The 18,368-nt window shown below is 66.1% G+C and carries 15 protein-coding genes; 5 read left to right on the top strand and 10 right to left on the bottom strand.

The features are described from left to right. Positions 1–148: 148 nt before the first annotated feature. Together P5F91_RS23370 and P5F91_RS23365 are read left to right on the top strand one after the other, a co-directional pair. Positions 149–1,261, top strand: a complete 1,113-nt coding sequence (locus P5F91_RS23370; protein ID WP_277908405.1) for a three-Cys-motif partner protein TcmP — start codon at positions 149–151, stop codon at positions 1,259–1,261. Between the two features lie 6 nt (positions 1,262–1,267). Next, positions 1,268–2,023, top strand: a complete 756-nt coding sequence (locus P5F91_RS23365; RefSeq protein ID WP_277908404.1) for a DUF5131 family protein — start codon at positions 1,268–1,270, stop codon at positions 2,021–2,023. Between the two features lie 178 nt (positions 2,024–2,201). Here the strand turns inward: P5F91_RS23365 and P5F91_RS23360 are convergent, their stop codons facing one another. Then, positions 2,202–2,492: a type II toxin-antitoxin system RelE/ParE family toxin gene (locus P5F91_RS23360; RefSeq protein WP_277908403.1), complete on the bottom strand. Its 291-nt coding sequence runs from the start codon at positions 2,490–2,492 to the stop codon at positions 2,202–2,204. Then, the gene (locus P5F91_RS23355) at positions 2,485–2,739 is read right to left on the bottom strand and encodes a type II toxin-antitoxin system ParD family antitoxin (protein WP_277908402.1); all 255 of its coding nucleotides are present in this window, start codon (positions 2,737–2,739) and stop codon (positions 2,485–2,487) included. Before P5F91_RS23355 ends, P5F91_RS23360 begins: the two co-directional genes overlap by 8 nt. 214 nt (positions 2,740–2,953) lie before the next feature. Here P5F91_RS23355 and P5F91_RS23350 point away from each other — a divergent pair, with 214 nt between their 5' ends. Further along, positions 2,954–4,045 (top strand): serine hydrolase domain-containing protein, encoded by a 1,092-nt coding sequence (locus P5F91_RS23350; RefSeq protein WP_277908401.1) that lies wholly within the window; start codon positions 2,954–2,956, stop codon positions 4,043–4,045. Positions 4,046–4,132: 87 nt separating this feature from the next. On the opposite strand, the gene aspS is transcribed toward P5F91_RS23350, so the two are convergent. Further along, the gene (gene aspS, locus P5F91_RS23345) at positions 4,133–5,953 is read right to left on the bottom strand and encodes an aspartate--tRNA ligase (RefSeq protein ID WP_145608354.1); all 1,821 of its coding nucleotides are present in this window, start codon (positions 5,951–5,953) and stop codon (positions 4,133–4,135) included. Between the two features lie 152 nt (positions 5,954–6,105). Continuing rightward, positions 6,106–8,262 (bottom strand): TonB-dependent receptor, encoded by a 2,157-nt coding sequence (locus P5F91_RS23340; protein ID WP_277908400.1) that lies wholly within the window; start codon positions 8,260–8,262, stop codon positions 6,106–6,108. 323 nt (positions 8,263–8,585) lie between these two features. On the opposite strand from P5F91_RS23340, the gene rnd reads away from it, so the two are divergent. Continuing rightward, positions 8,586–9,737 (top strand): ribonuclease D, encoded by a 1,152-nt coding sequence (gene rnd / locus P5F91_RS23335; RefSeq protein ID WP_277908399.1) that lies wholly within the window; start codon positions 8,586–8,588, stop codon positions 9,735–9,737. 66 nt (positions 9,738–9,803) lie between these two features. Here the strand turns inward: rnd and P5F91_RS23330 are convergent, their stop codons facing one another. The 5 genes from P5F91_RS23330 to P5F91_RS23310 all read right to left on the bottom strand — a co-directional run bounded on the left by P5F91_RS23330 (position 9,804) and on the right by P5F91_RS23310 (position 16,840). Next, entirely contained in the window at positions 9,804–10,622 is an 819-nt protein-coding gene (locus tag P5F91_RS23330; RefSeq protein WP_277908398.1) for an EF-hand domain-containing protein, read from the bottom strand. 246 nt (positions 10,623–10,868) lie between these two features. Further along, positions 10,869–11,849 carry an EF-hand domain-containing protein gene (locus tag P5F91_RS23325; protein ID WP_145608363.1) on the bottom strand — a complete coding sequence of 327 codons (981 nt, stop codon included), beginning with the start codon at positions 11,847–11,849 and terminating at the stop codon, positions 10,869–10,871. 356 nt (positions 11,850–12,205) lie between these two features. Next, positions 12,206–14,731 carry a protein translocase subunit SecD gene (gene secD, locus P5F91_RS23320; protein WP_277908397.1) on the bottom strand — a complete coding sequence of 842 codons (2,526 nt, stop codon included), beginning with the start codon at positions 14,729–14,731 and terminating at the stop codon, positions 12,206–12,208. 226 nt (positions 14,732–14,957) lie between these two features. Next, positions 14,958–16,607: a RimK family protein gene (locus P5F91_RS23315; RefSeq protein WP_145608367.1), complete on the bottom strand. Its 1,650-nt coding sequence runs from the start codon at positions 16,605–16,607 to the stop codon at positions 14,958–14,960. An 11-nt stretch (positions 16,608–16,618) separates the two neighbouring features. After that, on the bottom strand, positions 16,619–16,840 hold the full coding sequence (locus P5F91_RS23310) for a hypothetical protein (RefSeq protein WP_145608368.1): 222 nt from the start codon (positions 16,838–16,840) through the stop codon (positions 16,619–16,621). 157 nt (positions 16,841–16,997) lie between these two features. Between P5F91_RS23310 and P5F91_RS23305 the strand changes: the two genes are divergently transcribed. Next, the gene (locus P5F91_RS23305; protein WP_145608370.1) at positions 16,998–17,516 is read left to right on the top strand and encodes a GNAT family N-acetyltransferase; all 519 of its coding nucleotides are present in this window, start codon (positions 16,998–17,000) and stop codon (positions 17,514–17,516) included. On the opposite strand, the gene P5F91_RS23300 is transcribed toward P5F91_RS23305, so the two are convergent. Then, a complete protein-coding gene (locus tag P5F91_RS23300; protein ID WP_145608371.1) occupies positions 17,468–18,352 on the bottom strand; it encodes an alpha/beta hydrolase in 885 nt (294 codons plus the stop codon). The genes P5F91_RS23305 and P5F91_RS23300 overlap by 49 nt on opposite strands. Positions 18,353–18,368: the final 16 nt, after the last annotated feature.

The following is an 18,368-nucleotide window of genomic DNA, read 5'->3' as shown; positions in this document are numbered from 1 at the left end:
CCTGAGTGCAATGCCGCGCGCAAACGCCGCACGAGTTTAACGCGCATCTTAAGTATAGCATTGCAAATGTTCATTTTTTGTTCTATTGTCCATCTCCGTACACGGCGCTTACGTTAGCTTATCTCACAAAGCACACGCGATGGTAAGCATGAGCAAGAAATTTTTTGAGGAGCGCGGCGACCAGTCAGTCGTAAAAGCTGACATAGTTCAAAAATATTTCGCCGCATGGGCAAATATCATCCTGCCAAGTACAATGCTGTATGGCGAAGGAAAGATTGCCTATATTGATCTCTATGCTGGTCCTGGCCGTTACAAGGACGGCGCGGCATCCACTCCCCTTCTCATTCTTCAGAGGGCAATAGAGAGCCCAAAGATAAGATCCTCCTTGGTTGCTCTTTTTAACGACATGGACCAAAATAACACTCAAACCCTGCAATCTGAAATTGATGCCTTGCCTGGAATCGAGAATTTAAAATATAAACCAACCGTTCAATGCAATCCAATTGACAAAGATGCGGAAGAGTATTTCTCAAAAACACAGATAATACCTTCATTCACTTTTCTTGACCCATTTGGATACAAAGGATTATCGTTAAGACTCGTAAACGGAGTCATTAAGGACTGGGGGTGTGATTGTATTTTCTTTTTCAACTACAATCGTATTAGCCTGGGCATATCTAACCCGATGGTTCAAAGCCACATGGCAGCGTTATTCGGAAATGAAAGAGCAGCCCAGCTCAAGGCGAACGTTGAAGGCACTAAACCCGCACTGCGGGAGCAAATGATTCTCGAAGAATTAACTCAAGCTCTAATGGAAATGGGTGGAAAATTCGTCCTACCATTCCGTTTTAAGAACGATAAAGGGAGATTAACTCATCACCTGATTTTCGTATCTAAGAGCTTCAAAGGATATGAGGTGATGAAACAGATCATGGCGTCAGCGAGTTCAACAACTGACCAGGGCGTAGCGTCGTTCGCTTATTCTCCTGCTGACGAGTCAATGCCGCTCCTATTTGAATTGACACGCCCTCTTGATGATCTAGAAAGTATGTTAACGAAAGAATACGCAGGAAAGATCATCTCAATGGATGAGATATATCAAGAACATAGTGTAGGACATCCGTATTTGCGCAAGAATTATAAAGATGTCCTAAAAAAAATGGAGGAATCTGGCAAGATATCCGTCACGGACCCTACCGGTGCCACTCGACGGAAGGGGACATTTGCCGACCGACTTATGGTCAAATTCCCAAAAGGCTAGGACATAATGGGAACGAATTCACGAATAGAATGGACCGAGGCAACTTGGAATCCCGTAGCTGGATGCAGCATTGTCTCGCCGGGCTGTACAAATTGCTACGCAATGCGAATGGCCGAACGATTAGAGTTGATGGGACAGCTAAAATATAAAGGATTAACCAGAAGAAGTGGCGGCAGACCAAAATGGAATGGTCAAATTTATCTCGACGAATCTGCCCTGAAGATTCCATATTCTTGGAAATCTGGTCGAGTAATTTTTGTTAATTCCATGTCTGATTTATTTCACGAAGACGTTCCGATTCCATTTATCCAAAAAGTATTCAGGGTTATGCAAGACTGCAGACAGCATACATTCCAGATCTTGACGAAGCGATCAGAGCGATTAAGAGACCTTGCAGAGAACCTTGACTGGCCCAGAAATGTTTGGATGGGAGTGAGCGTAGAAAACAACGAACATATTTACAGGATTAATGACCTACGTAACACTCCTGCCGCTATTAAGTTCCTGAGTCTTGAGCCTCTCATAGGAGACGTTGGCACTCTTAATCTTTCGAAGATTGATTGGGCTATCGCAGGAGGTGAAAGTGGACCTGGCGCTCGCCCGATGGCACCTGAATGGGTGCGTTCCATACGTGATCAATGTATAGATTCAAACGTTGCCTTCCATTTCAAACAGTGGGGAGGCATCAATAAAAAACGTACGGGTCGGATTCTGGATGGTAGGACTTGGGATCAATTTCCAAGCTCGATAGCTGCATATTAAGATGGGCAGTTTTTCATTGCATTTCCCTTGCTTCCTTGCAAAATTCAGACATCACGTTTGGCAGCTGGTAATGGTTGGCGAAGGTAATTTGATTCGCGAATGAGTGCTTATTATGCCCTTCGGGATTTAGCACGCCCTTTCCATCCAAATATAGCCCTCTACGCCCTCAGCTGGTGCCTCACAGGTGCTGGGAAAGGTCCATGTGGGCGTGCAGGACGCGGACGATCAGAATGCCATTCGCGGCCTTGCGATAGAACACAACATGGCTTCCGCTCTCAATCCGCAGATGGCCTGGACCTATCTCCCCGGCGTCACGCCCCAGATCGGGGAACGTCACCAGCCGCCCGAACAATTCGTGCAGCCCGACCATATAGCGCTCCGCCTGCGCCATGCCCCATTGCGTCAATAACTGTCGGGCGATGCGCTTCAGGTCATCCCTAGCCTTGCCGGAAAGCGCGTACTCACCCATTCCCGGTTTCGTCCGCCTCAGCCTTCACCTCAGCCCAGATATCCAGGACGTTCTGGCTGCTGATGCCGCTGGCCTCCCCCTCGTCCAGGGCCGCGCGGAGGGCGGCGAGTTTGGCCTCACGCTCTTCCAGCAGACGAAGGCCTGCCCGCATGACGTCGCTGGCGCTGCCGTAACGGCCTTGGGCGACCTGTGTTTCCACGAATTGGGTGAAATGCTCACCCAAGCTGACCGACGTGTTCTTGCCCATGATCGGCACCTCCGACCCACATCTTACCAAAAATTGGTACTGGCGGGCGACCTCTCAGGCAATCCCCGGCCATCCAAACTGGCTCCGTCCGCACAGCCGCGTCCGGCCCCTCCCTTCCGGGCCGGTCGATGGTATGCGCCTACCTGAGACATAACGCGGGGGCGGCGGCATGGACAGGCGGCGATTTCTAGGTAACGCGGTGTTGGGCGGGGCCATGGCGGGTGCGCCCCTCAGGGCATGGGCCGATGCTTCACCACCCGCCGCCGGGGCGCCGGCAGCCGGCGGCGGCGTGGCGGCCTATGTCACGTCCCAGGTGGCGGAGACGGGCTTCAGCGGCACGGTGCTGGTGGAGCACCAGGGTGCCGTGGCCCTGCATGAGGCGTACGGCCTGGCCGAGCGCTCCTTCCAGGTGCCCTGCCGGCGGGACGGCCTCTATCGCATCGCCTCCATCACCAAGCTGTTCACCGCCACCCTGGTGATGCGCCTGGTGGCCCAGGGCCGGCTGTCCCTGGACACCGTCATCCGCGCCTATCTGCCGGCGTACAAGGGTCCGGCGGCGGACCGGGTGACCCTGCGCCAGTTGCTGACCCACACCTCGGGCATCGAGAATTTCGACAAGGGGCTGACCAGCTACACCGACGCCGCGCGCACCGGCATGCCGGCCTACCAGCTGCCCCATGACAGCACCGACCTGATGGACCGCTACGCCAGCGGCCCCCTGGTGAAGGCGCCGGGCAGCGCGTTCGACTACAACAACGCCGACTACGTCATCCTGGGCAAGGTCATCGAGGCGGTGACGGGCCAGCCCTATGACCAGGCCTTGCGCCGGGACGTCCTGGACCCGCTGGGCCTGGCGCAGACCGGCCTGCTGCGCCAGGATCTGATCCTGCCCAACCTGGCCGCGACCTATTACAAGGACGGCGACGGAGATTTGGCCCACGACATGCCGGTCTACATGCAGAACTGGTACGCCGCCGGCGGCCTCTATTCCACCGCCCCCGACCTGGCCGCCTTCGCCCGCGCGCTGTACGGCGGCGACCTGCTGGCCCCCGCGCAACGCGCGCAACTGCTGACCCCGGCGCTGGAGGAATATGGCTTCGGCCTCTGGGTTTCCGACCTTCAGGCGCGCGGCCGTCCCCACCGCTACGCCCAGCGCCCTGGCCGCATCATGGGTGCGAACACCCTACTGCTGCGCTTCCTGGACGACGATCTGACCATCATCATCCTGGGCAACACCAACCTGGCCGACACCGACCGCTTCGGCTTCCGCATCGCCCGGCAGTTCCTGGGGCCGAAGGAAGGATAGCGGACGGCAAGCGGCGCACAGCAAAGCGGGCGGCGCCCTTCCAGACGCCGCCCGCCTTGACACTCCGCCTCAGCGACGGTCCCCGCCTCAGCCTTCCTTGGCCTCGGTGGTCACCTTGGGCTTGGGCAGGTCCAACTTGATGTGCAGTTCCTTCAGCCGCGCGGTGTCGACGGCGTTGGGGGCCTGCATCAGCAGGTCTTCGGCGCGCTGGTTCAGCGGGAAGACGATGACCTCGCGGATGTTGGGCTCATCGGCCAGCAGCATGACGATGCGGTCGATGCCAGGCGCGGAACCGCCGTGCGGCGGGGCGCCCAGCTTGAAGGCCGAGAGCATGCCGCCGAAGCGGGTCTCGAGGTCTTCGGCCGTATAGCCGGCGATCTCGAACGCCTTGTACATGATCTCGGGCTTGTGGTTACGGATGGCGCCCGAGGACAGTTCGATGCCGTTGCAGACGATGTCGTACTGGAAGGCCTTGATGTCCAGCGGGTTCATGCTGGTCAGGGCCTCCAGGCCGCCCTGCGGCATGGAGAAGGGGTTGTGGGAGAAGTCGATCTTCCCCGTCTCCTCATCCTTCTCGTACATCGGGAAGTCGACGATCCAGCAGAAGCGGAAGGCGTCCTTCTCGATCAGATCCAGTTCCTCACCGATGCGGGTGCGGGCCTGGCCGGCCAGCTTGGCGGCGGGGCCTTCCAGGTCGCAGACGAAGAACACGGCGTCGCCGTCCACGGCACCGGTCAGCTCACGCAAGCTCGCCTGGGCGGCCTCGGGCACGAACTTGGCGATGGGGCCCTTGCCGGTGCCGTTCTCGAACAGGATGTAGCCCAGGCCGGGCGCGCCCAGGCCGCGGGCCCAGTCGTTCAGCTTGTCGAAGAAGCTACGGGGCTTGTCCCCCACGGCCGGCGCCTTGACGCAGCGGACCACGCCGCCCTTGTCCAGCACGCCGCGGAAGGCCTTGAACTCCACGTCGTCGCGGCGGAACACGGCCGACACGTCGGTGATCACCAGCGGGTTACGCAGGTCCGGCTTGTCGTTGCCGTACTTCAGCATGCTCTCGGCATAGGGGATGCGCGGGAATGGATAGGGGCTGACGGTCTTGGCGACGCCGGTGAAGTCGCGGAACTCGGTGAAGATGCCGTGGATGACGGGCTCGATGGCGGCGAACACGTCGTCCTGGGTGACGTAGCTCATCTCGAAGTCGAGCTGGTAGAACTCGCCGGGGGAGCGGTCGGCGCGGCTGTCCTCGTCACGGAAGCAGGGGGCGATCTGGAAATAGCGGTCGAAGCCCGCCACCATCAGCAGCTGCTTGAACTGCTGCGGCGCCTGCGGCAGGGCGTAGAACTTGCCCGGATGGTTGCGCGCCGGAACCAGGAAGTCGCGCGCACCCTCCGGCGAGGACGAGGTCAGGATGGGGGTCTGGAACTCGGTGAACCCGGCCTCGATCATGCGGCGGCGGGCCGAGGCGATGACGTTGGAGCGCAGGTGGATGTTGCGGTGCATCTTGGTGCGCCGCAGATCCAGGAAGCGGTAGCGCAGGCGGATGTCCTCGCCCGCGTCCTGGTCGGAATTCACCTGCAGGGGCAGCTGGTCGGCCAGGCTCTGCACCACGATCTCATCCGCCTTCACCTCGATGTGGCCGGTGGGCAGCTTGTCGTTGATGGTGTCGGCCGTGCGGGCCACCACGCGGCCGGTCACGGTGATGACCGATTCCAGGCGGGCGGATTCCAGCACCTTGAAGCCGGGATTGTCGATATCGATCACGCACTGGGTCAGGCCGTAATTGTCGCGCAGGTCGACGAACAGCAGTTGGCCGTGGTCACGCTTGCGGTGGATCCAGCCGGAGAGGCGGACGGTCTGGCCGGCGTCTTCCTGACGCAGGGCGCCGCAGGTGTGGGTACGATAGGGATGCATGGGGCCGGGCCTTGACGAGTGCGGGTTGGGCAATAGCGCCGCCGATCCGCGAAAACGCGGACTGACGGACCGGCGGACACTAGGGCCGGACGGGGGCGGATTGTCAAGACGGCCGGGCCGATTTGCCCGGCGCCCGGCCGCCTTGGTCCCCCTTAATAACTGATCTTGACGCTACCCATGACCGACCGGGGGCTGCCCGGCAGGTTCAGGTTGGCGTTGGAGCCGTGGGCCGAGACGATGTAGCGCTCATCCGTGATGTTGTAGACGTTGACCTGCAGGGTCACCGGCCCCTGGCGGTACCAGGCCATGGCGTCCACCGTGACATAGGACGGCAGGGTCACGGTGTTGCCCGGGTTGGCGTAGCGGTCGCCGACATAGTTCATGCCGCCACCCAGGCCGAAACGGTCGCCGAAGGCCTTGGTCAGCCACAGGTTGGTGCTGTGGCGCGGCGTGATGGTGGCGCGCTTGCCCTGCACATTCTGGCCGGCGTCCTTGGCCACGGATTCCGTGACGCGGGCGTCCAGGTAGGCGTAGCCGGCGATGGCCTTCCACCCGTCCGACAGGTCCAGCGCCCCGGTCAGCTCCACACCATCCGTGCGCTGCACGCCGATGGGCAGCAGCTTCTGCGTCACCGGGTCGGTGGTCTTGATGCCGCTGCGTTCCAGGCGGAACAGCGAGGCCGTGGTGCTGAGCCGGCCCTGCCAGAGGTCCAGCTTGGCGCCCACCTCGACATTGCGGGTGCTTTCCGGCGCGATGTCGGCGTTGTTGGCGGCGACGGAGAAGGCCTCACCCGAGGGCTGGAACGAGCGGCTCCACGACACGTAGTAGGACTGGGCGACCTCGGCCTTGTCATCCGTGGGCTGCCATACCAGACCGGCGCGCGGGCTCCAGTTCCGATCCGTGCGGCTGAGGTTGGCCAGGTTGGCGAGATGCTGCAGCGTGCGCTGCTCGAACCGGTCGAATCGCATGCCCACCAGGGCCTTCAGCTCCGGCAGCAGGGTCACCATGTCCTGGGCATAGACGCCGGTGGTGTCGAACAGGCCGCGGTTGTTGGCGGTGATGGTGCCGAAGGTGCCGGGGTTCAGGGTCGGCAGCACCGGGTTGAACAGCGCGACGGTGGCCACCGTGCCCTGGGAATAGGTGATGGCGTCCTTGGTCTGGTGCCCGACCTCCAGCCCCAGCAGCAGCTGGTTGTCGATGCCCGCCAGGCTGAACTTCTGCACCGCCTCGCTCTGGTTGAACCAGCCGTGCTCATACCGGCCGACGATGGAGCGGGTGAGGGCCGCCGTCCGCGCCGCCTCATTGACCGAACCGACCAGCGTGTTGCGGCGGTCCAGGTTGTAGCGGTAGTAGCGGAAGGCGTTGCGCAGCGACAGGCTGTCTTTCACCTCATGCGTCAGCGTCTCGGTGGTGGAGCGGACGCGGGACTGGCTGTAGTCCGCGTCCCGGGCGTTGGCGGCGCCGTAATAGGTGCCGGGCGCCACGTCCACCGGCAGGCCGTGATAGGCGGGGATGCCGAAATCGGTGACGCGCTTGTCCTCCAGGTAATCGGCCTGGACCAGCAGCGTGGTCTTTTCATCCAGGTTGAATTCCACCGAGGGCGCCACGGCCTTGCGGTCCAGGAACTGCTGCTGGCGATAGCTGTCGGCGGCCTCGATGGCGCCGGTCAGGCGCAGGGCGATACCGGTGTCGGGCAGCACATGGGCCAGGTCCACCTCCCCCCGCCGGTCGTCCCAGCCGCCATAGCGGAAGCTCGCCTCCGCCAAATCGATGCCCGGCTTCTTGGTGATGCGGTTGATCAGGCCGCCGGAGGAGCCGCGGCCGTAGAGGACGGAGGCCGGCCCCTTCACCACCTCGACCGATTGCAGGTTCGACAGGTCGCGGAAATAGAGGGCGTCGTCGCGCAGGCCGTCGACATACTGGTCGGCGATGGCGGAGAAGCCGCGGATGGAAACCTGGTCGCGCTGGCCGTCGCCGGTGGACAGGCCGATGCCGGGGATGTTGCGCATGACGTCCTGCAGCGACAGGGCACCCTGGTCCCGCATCACCGCCAGGGGCACCACGTTCACCGTCTGCGGCACGTCGCGCAGCGCCATGTCCATACGGGTGGCGCTGACCGCGTCCCTGGGGTTGTAGCCCATGGCCGCCTGGCGGTCGGCGCTGACCACCACCTCGGGCAGGGCGCCGCCGGATTTGCCACCCTGGGCGTCGGCCTCGTCGGGACCGGCGGCGAAGGCCGGCAGGGGCAGCAGGGCCGGGGGCAGCAGGGCGGTGAACAGGCAGGCGGAAAGCAGCAGGCGGGCGCGCATCACAGAGGTCCCCTTCGTTTTTATGCGAATGTTTTTGATAATCACTCGCATATTGAGCCTGCGACATTCTGTCAAGCGAACCCTCCCGGCCCCCTGCCGCCCTCGCCCGCGGGTAACGCCGCATCGATGGCAAAACTGCGATTTTTAGGATGCGAATGGCTGCCATGCCCGGGCACGGCCGGCGGCCCGCCGGAGCGGGCGCGGGCGATGCCGGCCGTGCCGCCTGCCGCCCTACCCGACTCGGTGCCCGGCGGCCCTATTCCCGGGCGGCGGGACAGCAGGCCCTATGCACGCGCGCTTAGCTATAGTATGTGAAGAACCCCATGACGCTGATCACCAATACCGCCGACCTCTCCGCCTTCTGTGACCGCCTGGCCTCCGCCGCGTACGTCACCGTCGATACCGAATTCATGCGGGAGAAGACCTACTACCCGCAGCTTTGCCTGGTGCAGGTGGCCGGCCCCGACGAGGCCGCCGCCATCGACCCGCTGGCCGACGGCATCGACCTGTCGCCGCTGTTCGCGCTGCTGGCCAACCCCGCCGTGCTGAAGGTCTTCCACGCCGCCCGGCAGGATCTGGAGATTTTCTTCAACCTGACGGGCACCGTCCCCACCCCCCTGTTCGACACCCAGGTCGCGGCCATGGTCTGCGGCTTTGGCGACAGCGTGGGCTATGAGACGCTGATCACCAAGCTGACCAACGCCCGCATCGACAAGTCCAGCCGCTTCACCGACTGGTCCAACCGGCCGCTGACCGACCGGCAGCTGACCTACGCCCTGTCGGATGTGACCCACCTGCGCCCGGCGTATGAGAAGATCCGCCGCCGCCTGGATAAGACGGGGCGCGAGCAATGGCTGGCCGATGAGATGGCCATCCTGACCAGCCCGGACACCTACCGCCAGGACCCGGACGAGTCCTGGCGCCGGCTGAAGCCGCGCACCGACAAGCCGCGCTTCATCGCCGTGCTGAAGGAGCTGTGCGCCTGGCGCGAGCGCGAGGCCCAGCGCAAGGACATCCCGCGCAACCGCGTGGTGCGCGACGAGACCCTGATGGAAATCGCCGCCCACACCCCGAGCACGGTGGACGACCTGGGCCGCACGCGCGGCCTGGGTCCCAGCATGGCCGCGGGTCGTTACGGCACCGAAATCTTGGCGGCCATCGAGAAGGCGCGCAGCCTGCCCGACGGCGCCCTGCCCCGGACGGAGCCGCGCGCCGAACTGCCCGCCGGCATCGCCCCCACGGTGGAACTGCTGCGCGTGCTGCTGAAGCTGGTATGCGATGACGAGGACGTGGCCAGCCGCCTGGTGGCCAACGCCGCCGACCTGGAAGCCATCGCCGCCGATGACAACGCCAAGGTGCAGGCCATGACCGGCTGGCGCTTCGACCTGTTCGGCCGCCAGGCCCTGGCGCTGAAGCACGGCAAGCTGGCCCTGGCCATGGAGAACCGCAAGGTCAAGCTGGTGAACCTGGACTGATGCCGGTTCGACGATAAGGACGAACGCCGCCCCGGGGTGACCCGCTGGGCGGCGTTCGTTTTTGGCCTACGCCGCCATCGAGCCCTGCAGTTGCGCCGTGAAGGCCAGCGCCGATCCGCTGAGCATGGTGCTGGTGTCGATGGTGACGCCGTCGATGGTGATGCTGCTGCCACTGCCGCTGGCGGTGGAGGATATGTCCGATGTCGAGGACGCCGTCGTCCCGCCGCTATCGGAGGAGGAGGACGCTCCGTCCGTGCCGAAGCCGCCCGGCGGCGGAGGCGGTGGGCCCATGCCGCCGGCCCCCTGCCCTCCGCCCGGGCCATCCGCCAGCGATTGCAGGGCGGACTGCGCCTCCGACTGGCTCAAGGTCCCGTCCCCATCGGTGTCGAGGCTGGAAAACACCTTGTCCGCCAGCGCCGTGCTGCCCGTGCCGCTGCCGAAGGCGGACTCGAAGGCGCTTTCGCTGATGCCGCTGGTGGTGGAAGACGTGCCGTCGCTGCTGGAAGTGGCGCTGGAAGTGGCGCTGGAACCGGACGACGTGCCGCTGGCCGTCTGCATCAGCAATTGCAGCAGGGCATCGCCGGAATTGGCGGTGCCGTCGCTGCTGCTGGTGCCCGAGGAGGACGACGTGGTGGCGGTGTCCGTGCCGTCACCGCCGTCGCCCACGCCCTGCAACAGGCTGAGCAGCCCGCCACCCATCTGGACGCCGCCCATCTGAAAGCTGGGGGCGGCGGGGGTGCCGGCGCTGTTTGTGCCGCTGCTGGTCGAGCTGTCGGTGGCGTTGGTGTCGTAGCTGTCGTCGGTGGATGTGCCGGCGGACGCCATCTGGCTCAGCCAGGCGCTGTAAAGCGACTGGGATGAGCCCAGGGAGGAGATGGAGGTCATGGGGGTGCGCTCCCGTGAGGAGAAGGCCTCGGACGCGGCTCCCCCAACCGGTCCCCGCATTCCAAGGGCGCGGTCGGTGACACGCGCCCGACCCCAGACGCAACCGCCGTTCCAGGCATTCGCGCGACGATCGCGCCCACGACAAAAGGGCAATGACCTTGCGGCGGGGCATGGTTTCATGCCGCCGCTGCAGGTTCAGGCCCCGGTGTCGGACGCCCCCCTGTTTCAGGGGCCGGCGTCCCCGGCTCACGCCGCGGCCAGCTGGCCTTGCAACTGCGCCATGAAGGCCAGCGCCGAGCCGCTGAGCATCGTGCTGCTGTCGATGGTGACGCCATCGAAGGTGAAGCTGCTGCCCGAGCTGCCGCTGGTGGAAGAGGCCGTGGCGGTGGCGCCACTGGCCGTCGTGCCAGTGGTGGCGCTGGCGGCCGTGGTGGCTGTCGTGGCGGTGGAGGATGACGTCTCGTCCATGGCGCCCAGGATGCTGGCCGCCGAGGTCGGGTCGCTGTCGTCCGTGCTGGTGTCGCTCAGCAGGGTGGACGCCGGCTGGCTGGAGGACGAGCCGCCGACGCCGCCACCCCCGCCATGGTGGTGGTGGCCGCCGCCATGGTGGCCCCTACCCGCCGACTTCAGCGCGCTCTGCGCCTCGGACTGGCTGATGGTGCCGTTGCCGTCGGTGTCCAGCTGCGCGAACGTCTTGTCCGCCAGCTCCGTGGCCCCGGTGCCGGTGCCGAAGGCGGACTCGAAGGCCTGCTTGGAGATGCCGTCCGTCGTGGTGCCGTCGGTGGACGCGGGGGTGGTCCCGTCAGTGGAGGCTGTGCCGCCGGACGCGCCTGACGTGCCGAAGGCCGTCTGCATCATCAGGCTCATCAGCGGGTCCATGGCGTTGGCGCCGGAGCCGCCGCCGCTGGCGCCGTCATCACCCGGCGGCGGCCCTGGGGGCGGCCCCGGCGGCGGGTTGCCGGCGCCCGTGCCGCTGCCATCGGCGCTGTCGCCGATGCCCTGCAGCAGGGACAGCATCTGCAAGCTGAAGGGGCTGCCGGAAATGCCGCTGGCGACACCGCCGCCTAGCAGGGCGGAGGCGTCGTCGGTGGACGATCCGGTGGCGGTGGTGGAGGTTGAGGAACTGGCGTCGTCGGCGCCGGCCGAGGCCTGCGTTCGCGACGCCCATTGGGCCTGCCAGGCCGCATACTGCGACTGGCTGGATCCCGAGGCGGCGATGGAGCTCATGGGTAAAGGTCTCCCCCGATGAAGAAACCTTGGATAGGGCCGCCTTGGACTTTCCCCCGGCCCCCTCCAAAGGATGCGCACATGCGCATCGGCCGCCGACGCAACCGGGGGACCAACCCTTACTGAACTGTAATCATTGATTCTTTACAGTAGTGGGCGACATCGCGGAACAGGTGTGCAAATGAATCGGCAGAATCGCGTCGGCATTTTCTGCCCATCACCCGGCGCTTATTGCCTCTTTTGTTGCAATTTTGTCTAGAGCGATTTTGCAACAATCTGTTTTTGTTGGATTTTTATTTGGCATGCCGGTTGCCCTGGGCCGCTGCCCCCGAACAACCGGCACCCCGATACTTCCTTTACTCCGCCGGGGCCGCCGGGGCGGCGGAGCCATCGGCCGGCACCGGCCGGCGCAGACTCTTCTCCCCCAGGAACAGCAGGATGGGGGCGGCAATGAAGATGGACGACGAGGTCGCCAGCACCACGCCGAACAGCAGCACCCAGGCGAACTCGCGCAGTTGCTCGCCCGCCAGCAGGGCCAGGGGCACGGTCACCAGGAAGATGGCCAGCGAGGTGCCGATGGTCCTGCTCAGCGTCTCGTTGATGCTGCGGTCGATCAGCTCGCGCAGGGGCATCTTGCGGTAGAGGCGCAGGTTCTCACGCACACGGTCATAGACCACGACCTTGTCGTTGATCGAATAGCCCATGATGGTGAGGATGGCGGCGATGGAGGTCAGGTTGAACTGCATGCCGGTGATGGCGAAGAAGCCCACGGTCTTCGTCACGTCCAGCAGCATGGTGACCACGGCGCCGATGCCGAACTGCCATTCGAAGCGGAAGGTGATGTATCCCAGCATGGCGATGGCCGCCAGGCCCAAGGCCAGCATGCCGTCGTGGAACAGCTCGGCGCTGACCGACGCGCCCACGGCTTCCTGGCGGCGGATGACGGCGCCGGGGAAGTCCTTGTTCAGTTCCTCCTGCACCGCCTTGACGGCCCCCTGCTGGGCGGCGTCGCCGCCGGCCTGCTGCTCCAGCCGCATCAGCACGTCGGAGGGGGAGCCGAACTGCTGCAGCTGGACGGGACCCAAGTGCAGGGTTTCCATCTTGGAGCGCAGCTTGCTGAAGTCGGCCGGGCCGTCGGTGCGGATCTCAATGACGACACCACCGGCGAAGTCCACGCCGTAGTTCAGGCCGGGCTTGAAGAACAGGACGACGGAGGCCAGCGACAGGAACACCGACAGGCCGATGCCCATGTAGCGGCCGCGCATGAACTGGAAGTTGGTGTGGTCCGGCGCCGGGCGCAGGCGGGTGCCCACGGTCAGCGTCTTGGGCCGGAAGCGGCGGAACCAGCTGGCGGTGATGGCGCGCGCCACCACGGTGGCGGTGAACATCGAGGTCAGGATGCCCAGGCTGATGGTGACGGCGAAGCCCTTGATGGTCCCGGTGCCGACCGAGAACAGGATGGCCATCTTGATCAGCGTGGTCAGGTTGCTGTCGGTGATGGTGGCGTAGGCCTTGGAGAAGCCGGCCTCCAGCGCCGCCAGGGGCGTGGCGCCCTTGCGCAGTTCCTCGCGGATGCGCTCGTTGATCAGGATGTTGGCGTCGACGGCCATGCCCAGTGTCAGCAGGGCGCCGGCGATGCCGGGCAGGGTCAGCGTGGCCTGCAGGATGCCCAGCAGGGCCAGGGTCAGGAACAGGTTGCAAAGCAGGGCGACGTTGGCGAACAGGCCGAAGATGCCGTAGCTGACGATCATGTAGGCCACGACCAGGACGAAGCCCACGGCCACGGCGGTCAGGCCGGCGTGGATGCTGTCGGCGCCCAGCTCCGGCCCGATGGTCCGTTCTTCCACCACGGTCAGCGGCACCGGCAGGGCGCCGGCGCGCAGCAGCACGGCCAGGTCGTTGGCCGTCTGGGCGGTGTAGCTGCCGGCGATTTGGCCACGGCCGCCGGTGATGGGCTCCTGGATGATGGGGTCGCTGATGACCTTGTCGTCCAGCACGATGGCGAAGGGCTTGCCCACGTTGTTCGTGGTCGTCTCGGCGAAGCGCCGGGCGCCGATGCTGTCGAAGCGGAAGGCCACGACCCAGCGGCCGTTCTGGTCGGTGGTGGGGCTGGCGTCGGTCAGGTTGGCGCCGTCGACCTCAACCTTCTTGCGCACCAGGATCTTGCGCTCGCCCCGGCCGTCCACGACGGGCAGGACCTGCGTGCCGGGAGGGGCGGCGCCGTCGGCGCGCGGGGCCTCGTCCGTCACCACCAGGCGGAAGGTCATCTTGGCGGTCTGGCCGATCAGGCGCTTGATGCGGCCGGGATCTTCCACGCCGGGCAGCTGCACCAGGATGCGGTCGCTGCCCTGCCGGGCCACCACCGGCTCGTTCACGCCCGTCTCGTCGATGCGGCGGCGGACGATCTCCTGCGACTGCGCCATCGCCTTGTCGATGCGGTCCTTGAAGCCGGCGTCGGTCAGGGTCAGCACGATGGCCTGGCCGTCGGTGCGCAGGTCCACCTCGGGCACGCCGCCGCCGGTGGTGGCCGTGGCGATGGGCCCCAGGGCCTTGCGCGCCGCGTCTACGTCGCCGCCGTCGGCGACGGTGATGGTCACGGACCGGCCGGCGGGCGTGACGCTGCCGGTCTGGATTTTGGCGGCGCGCAGGGCGGTGCGGGCCTCATCGATCAGGCTTTCCACCCGTTCCTTCGCCACCGCGTCGCTGTCCACCTGCAGCAGCAGGTAAGAGCCGCCCTTCAGGTCCAGGCCCAGGTTGACGTGCCGATCGGCCATCCAGCCGGGCAGGTAATCCTTGGATATCAGGCTGGGCAGGGAGAAGACCACGCCCAGGAAACAGACCAGGGCGATCAACGCGGACTTGAGCGGTGAAAAGCGCAGCATAGGGTACGACGTCCTTGGAACCTGGCGCGGGGCCCCCCTCATGTGGGGACGTCCGCCGCAGGGAACAGGCAGCCCGGCGGAATACCCACCACGGGCCGGTTAAACCAAGCGCCTTGAATACCCGCACCCCCGCACGCTTCCAACCAAAAAAGCGAAATGGCCCCATCGGCGGATGGAGCCATTCCGTCACCGGCACCCTCACGCCCGGCCCTTCACACTTGGCAGGTCACGCCACCGCCGCCCGCACCGCCGCGGCGCGGGCCAGGGCCGCATGCTCCGGGGCGGGCAGGCTGCCGACCGGCAGGTCGGCGGCGGACACGGCGGTGCTGCCGGGCATGGGCGCGCGGCCGGCGGCCGTCAGGAAGTGGCCGATGACGCGGCGCCACAGCAGGGGCCCGGCGGCGCGGTCCTCCGCCCCCACATCCAGGTTGGGATTGTCGTTCACCTCGATCACCACGACTTCGCCTGAGGGCAGTTGCTTCAGATCCACGCCGTAAAGGCCGTTGCCCATCAGACGGGCGGCGGCCGTCGCCGCGGCCAGGACAGCGGGCGGGGTGTCGGCCACCGCCACGGCGCGGGTGGCACCCTCGTCATGGCTGCCGTCGGCGGCGTGGCGCACGATCTGCCAATGCCGGGGGCACATGTAATATTGCGCCACGAACAGCACCTCACCCCCCAGCAGGCCCACCCGCCAGTCGAAAGCGGTGGGCAGGTAGTCCTGCGCCAGAATGATCTGTGACCGCGCCAGCAGGTCGGCCGCCACACGGTGGAAGGCGTCGATGTCCATCACCCGCTCCACCCCCCGGCTGAAGGCGCCGTCCGGCACCTTCAGCACGGCGGGGAAGGCCAGCGCAGACCCGACCTCCGCCACGGTGGCGCGGGTCACCAGGCGGGTGCGCGGGGTGGCCACGCCGTGGCCGGCCAGCGTTTCCGCCAGGAAGACCTTGTTGGTGCAGCGCAGGATGCTGGTTGCGTCGTCCACCACCGGAATGCCCAGCGCCTCGGCCTTGCGGGCGAAGCGGAAGGTGTGGTGGGGCACGGCCGTTGTCTCCCGGATGAACAGGCCGTCGAACCGCGCCAGGTGGCGGTAGTCGCGGCGGCCGATGACCTCCACCCGCACGCCCAGGTCGGCGCCCACCCGCGCCATATGCGCCAGCGTGCTGGCCTTGCTGGGCGGCAGGGGATCGGCCGGGTCGTGCAGCACCGCCAGGGTGAAGGACGCCGCCGCCGGCCCCCGGGGCCGTTGCCAGCGCCGGCGGGCGTACGTCTCCAGCGCGTTCAGGAAAAAGACGTCGTGCATTCGGGGCACGGCGTCGGTGCCCAGGAGGGCGACACCGGCGATGCGCCACGCCCCCTCCCCATACGCCAGGGTCAGGCGCATCAGCGGGCAGTCCAGGCGCTGGAACAGGCGGGCCGCGACATCGGTCAGGCCGACATCGGGCGTGCGGCCGAAATAGATGTTGGCGGCGTGCCGGGCCACACCCGCCGGCGGGGGCGGCAGATGGACCAGGCGGGGGTTCAGGTCGGCCAGGCTGTCGGCCAAGTCGGCCTGACCCGCCCCGGGGCCCGCCCCGGCCTCGACCAGGTCGGCCAGCGTGCGCAGGGCCGGCGTCACCCGGTCGCCACGCGCCTCCGCCAGCAGGGAGGCGTAGTAGCCGGCGGAGAGATAGTCGGCGTGGCGGCACAAATTGATGACGCGCCGCGGGCGGGCCGGCCGGGTGGCGACATAGGCGCCGGCGGTCATGACCCGGCCATCAGGGTCGGGCCAGCGGAAGTCCTGCCGCCGCTCCACCACCACGACCAGGTCGGAAGCCGCCCGCGCAAAGGGGTGCACGGGAACCGAAGGGGAAAGGACGGCTGTGGCACAGTCCGGCATGGCGCCCCCCCTCAGAAGCGCGTACTGGGAAAGGGTGCGGCCGCCGCGCGGGCCTTCGCGCCAGCCGGACCCGCCCAACCGGCGCGCAGCAGCACGGTGGGGTGGTCGGGCTGGAAGGTGGCGAAGGTCACGGCGGCGCGGCGCTCGGTGAAGGTGCCGCCGATCAGGCCAGCGCTGTCGTGGGCGGCCCACAGGCCGCCGGGGCCGCGTTCGATGACGATGATGCGTGCCATGGTGCGTTCCTCTGGAAAGGCCACGGCACCCAAGTCCGCCGTGGTGTCCCCAGTGTCCCGGCGGCGCGCATTAAATCTCCATGCCAATGCCGGGGCCGGAAGATAAAGGGTTTTTGATTTGGCTCCCCGACGCGCGGCCCCGTACCTTCACGGCATCATGACAACGCCCCCCGCCACCGCCGCTCCCCCGCCCCGCCCCGCCACCCCGGCCGACCTGGAGGCGCTGCTGGCGCTGGAGAAGATCTGTTTCGAGTTCAACCGCATGGGCCGGCGCAGCTTCCGCCGCCTGCTGGAGCGGCCGTCCGCCCACATCCTGGTGATCGATGGCCCCGACGGTGGCCTGGCGGCCAGCGCCGTGCTGCTGTCCCGCCGGGGCACCCGGGGCGTGCGCGTCTATTCCCTGGCCACCCATCCCGACCAGCGCTGCCGGGGCCTGGCCAAGGCCATGATGCGGGCCGCCCTGGACCACGCCCGCGCCACCGGCCACCAATGGCTGTCGCTGGAGGTGCATCCGGAGAACGACGCCGCCCGCGCCCTGTACCACCGCCTGGGTTTCCACCAGACCTCGGTGGAGGAGGACTATTACGCCGATGGTTCCCCCGCTTTCCGGCTGCGGCGCTATGTGGATCAGGATCTAACGGCGGGCAAGCCCGGCGCCCGCCACGGCGCCTCCTGATCCAGGGTCGGCGCGGGGCCCTTGCGGCCGGCCAGGAAGTCCAGCAGGGCGTCGGTGCCGCCCTTGGCCCACAGGTCGGCGTGGCCGGCGCCCTTGATCCAGGCGGCCTGCTTGGGCTGCGGCGCGGCGTTGAACACCGCCTGGCCCATGGCTGGCGGCACCACGCGGTCGGCCTGGCCATGCAGCACCAGCAGCGGGCAGGCGGGAGGGGCGATCTTCAAGCGGCCCACCACGGCCAGCGGGTTGCTGGCCATGCCCGCCAGCGCCGACAGATGCCAACGGCCGACCAGCAGATCGGCGCCCGAGGTTGGCGGGGCTGCCAGCACCACGGCGGCCGGTCGCCGTTCCCAGGCCATCTGCAGGGCCAGGGCCGCCGACGCCGACACGCCCAGGATGACCAGGCGGGAGCCGGAGACGCCCTGCGCCGTCAGATGATCCAAGGCGGCGCGGGCATCGGCCAGCAACGCCGTTTCCCCCCAGTCCCCCATCGTCAGGGACAGAGGGCGGCGACAGGTCACCATGACGCCATAGCCGGCGGCCACCAAGGTCGCTGCCAGTCCTGACAGGTCCGCCCGGCGCTGCCCCGGTCCCGCCAGGACCAGGACCACCGGCTTGGTGATACCCGCCGGCTGGCCCAGCCAGGCCGTCAGCGTGACACCATCCGCGGTGGGATAGGCGACGGCGCGCAAGCCGGACCCGTCCGGCGGGGCACCAGGATCGGGCAGACGCGGATGAACGAAAAGGGCAGCCCCCCCCTGGCGCGCCAGCATCAGCACCAAACCGCCGAACACGGCGCCCAGCGTGCCGACGATGATCAGGAGAAACAGGGCAACCATGGTCGTGATCACCCTG

It is taken from the genome of Nitrospirillum amazonense, from assembly GCF_029594735.1.
Taxonomy (GTDB): Bacteria; Pseudomonadota; Alphaproteobacteria; order Azospirillales; family Azospirillaceae; genus Nitrospirillum; species Nitrospirillum amazonense.
Note: the sequence above shows the minus strand (reverse complement) of the source record. Positions and strands in the feature narration are given on the sequence as shown.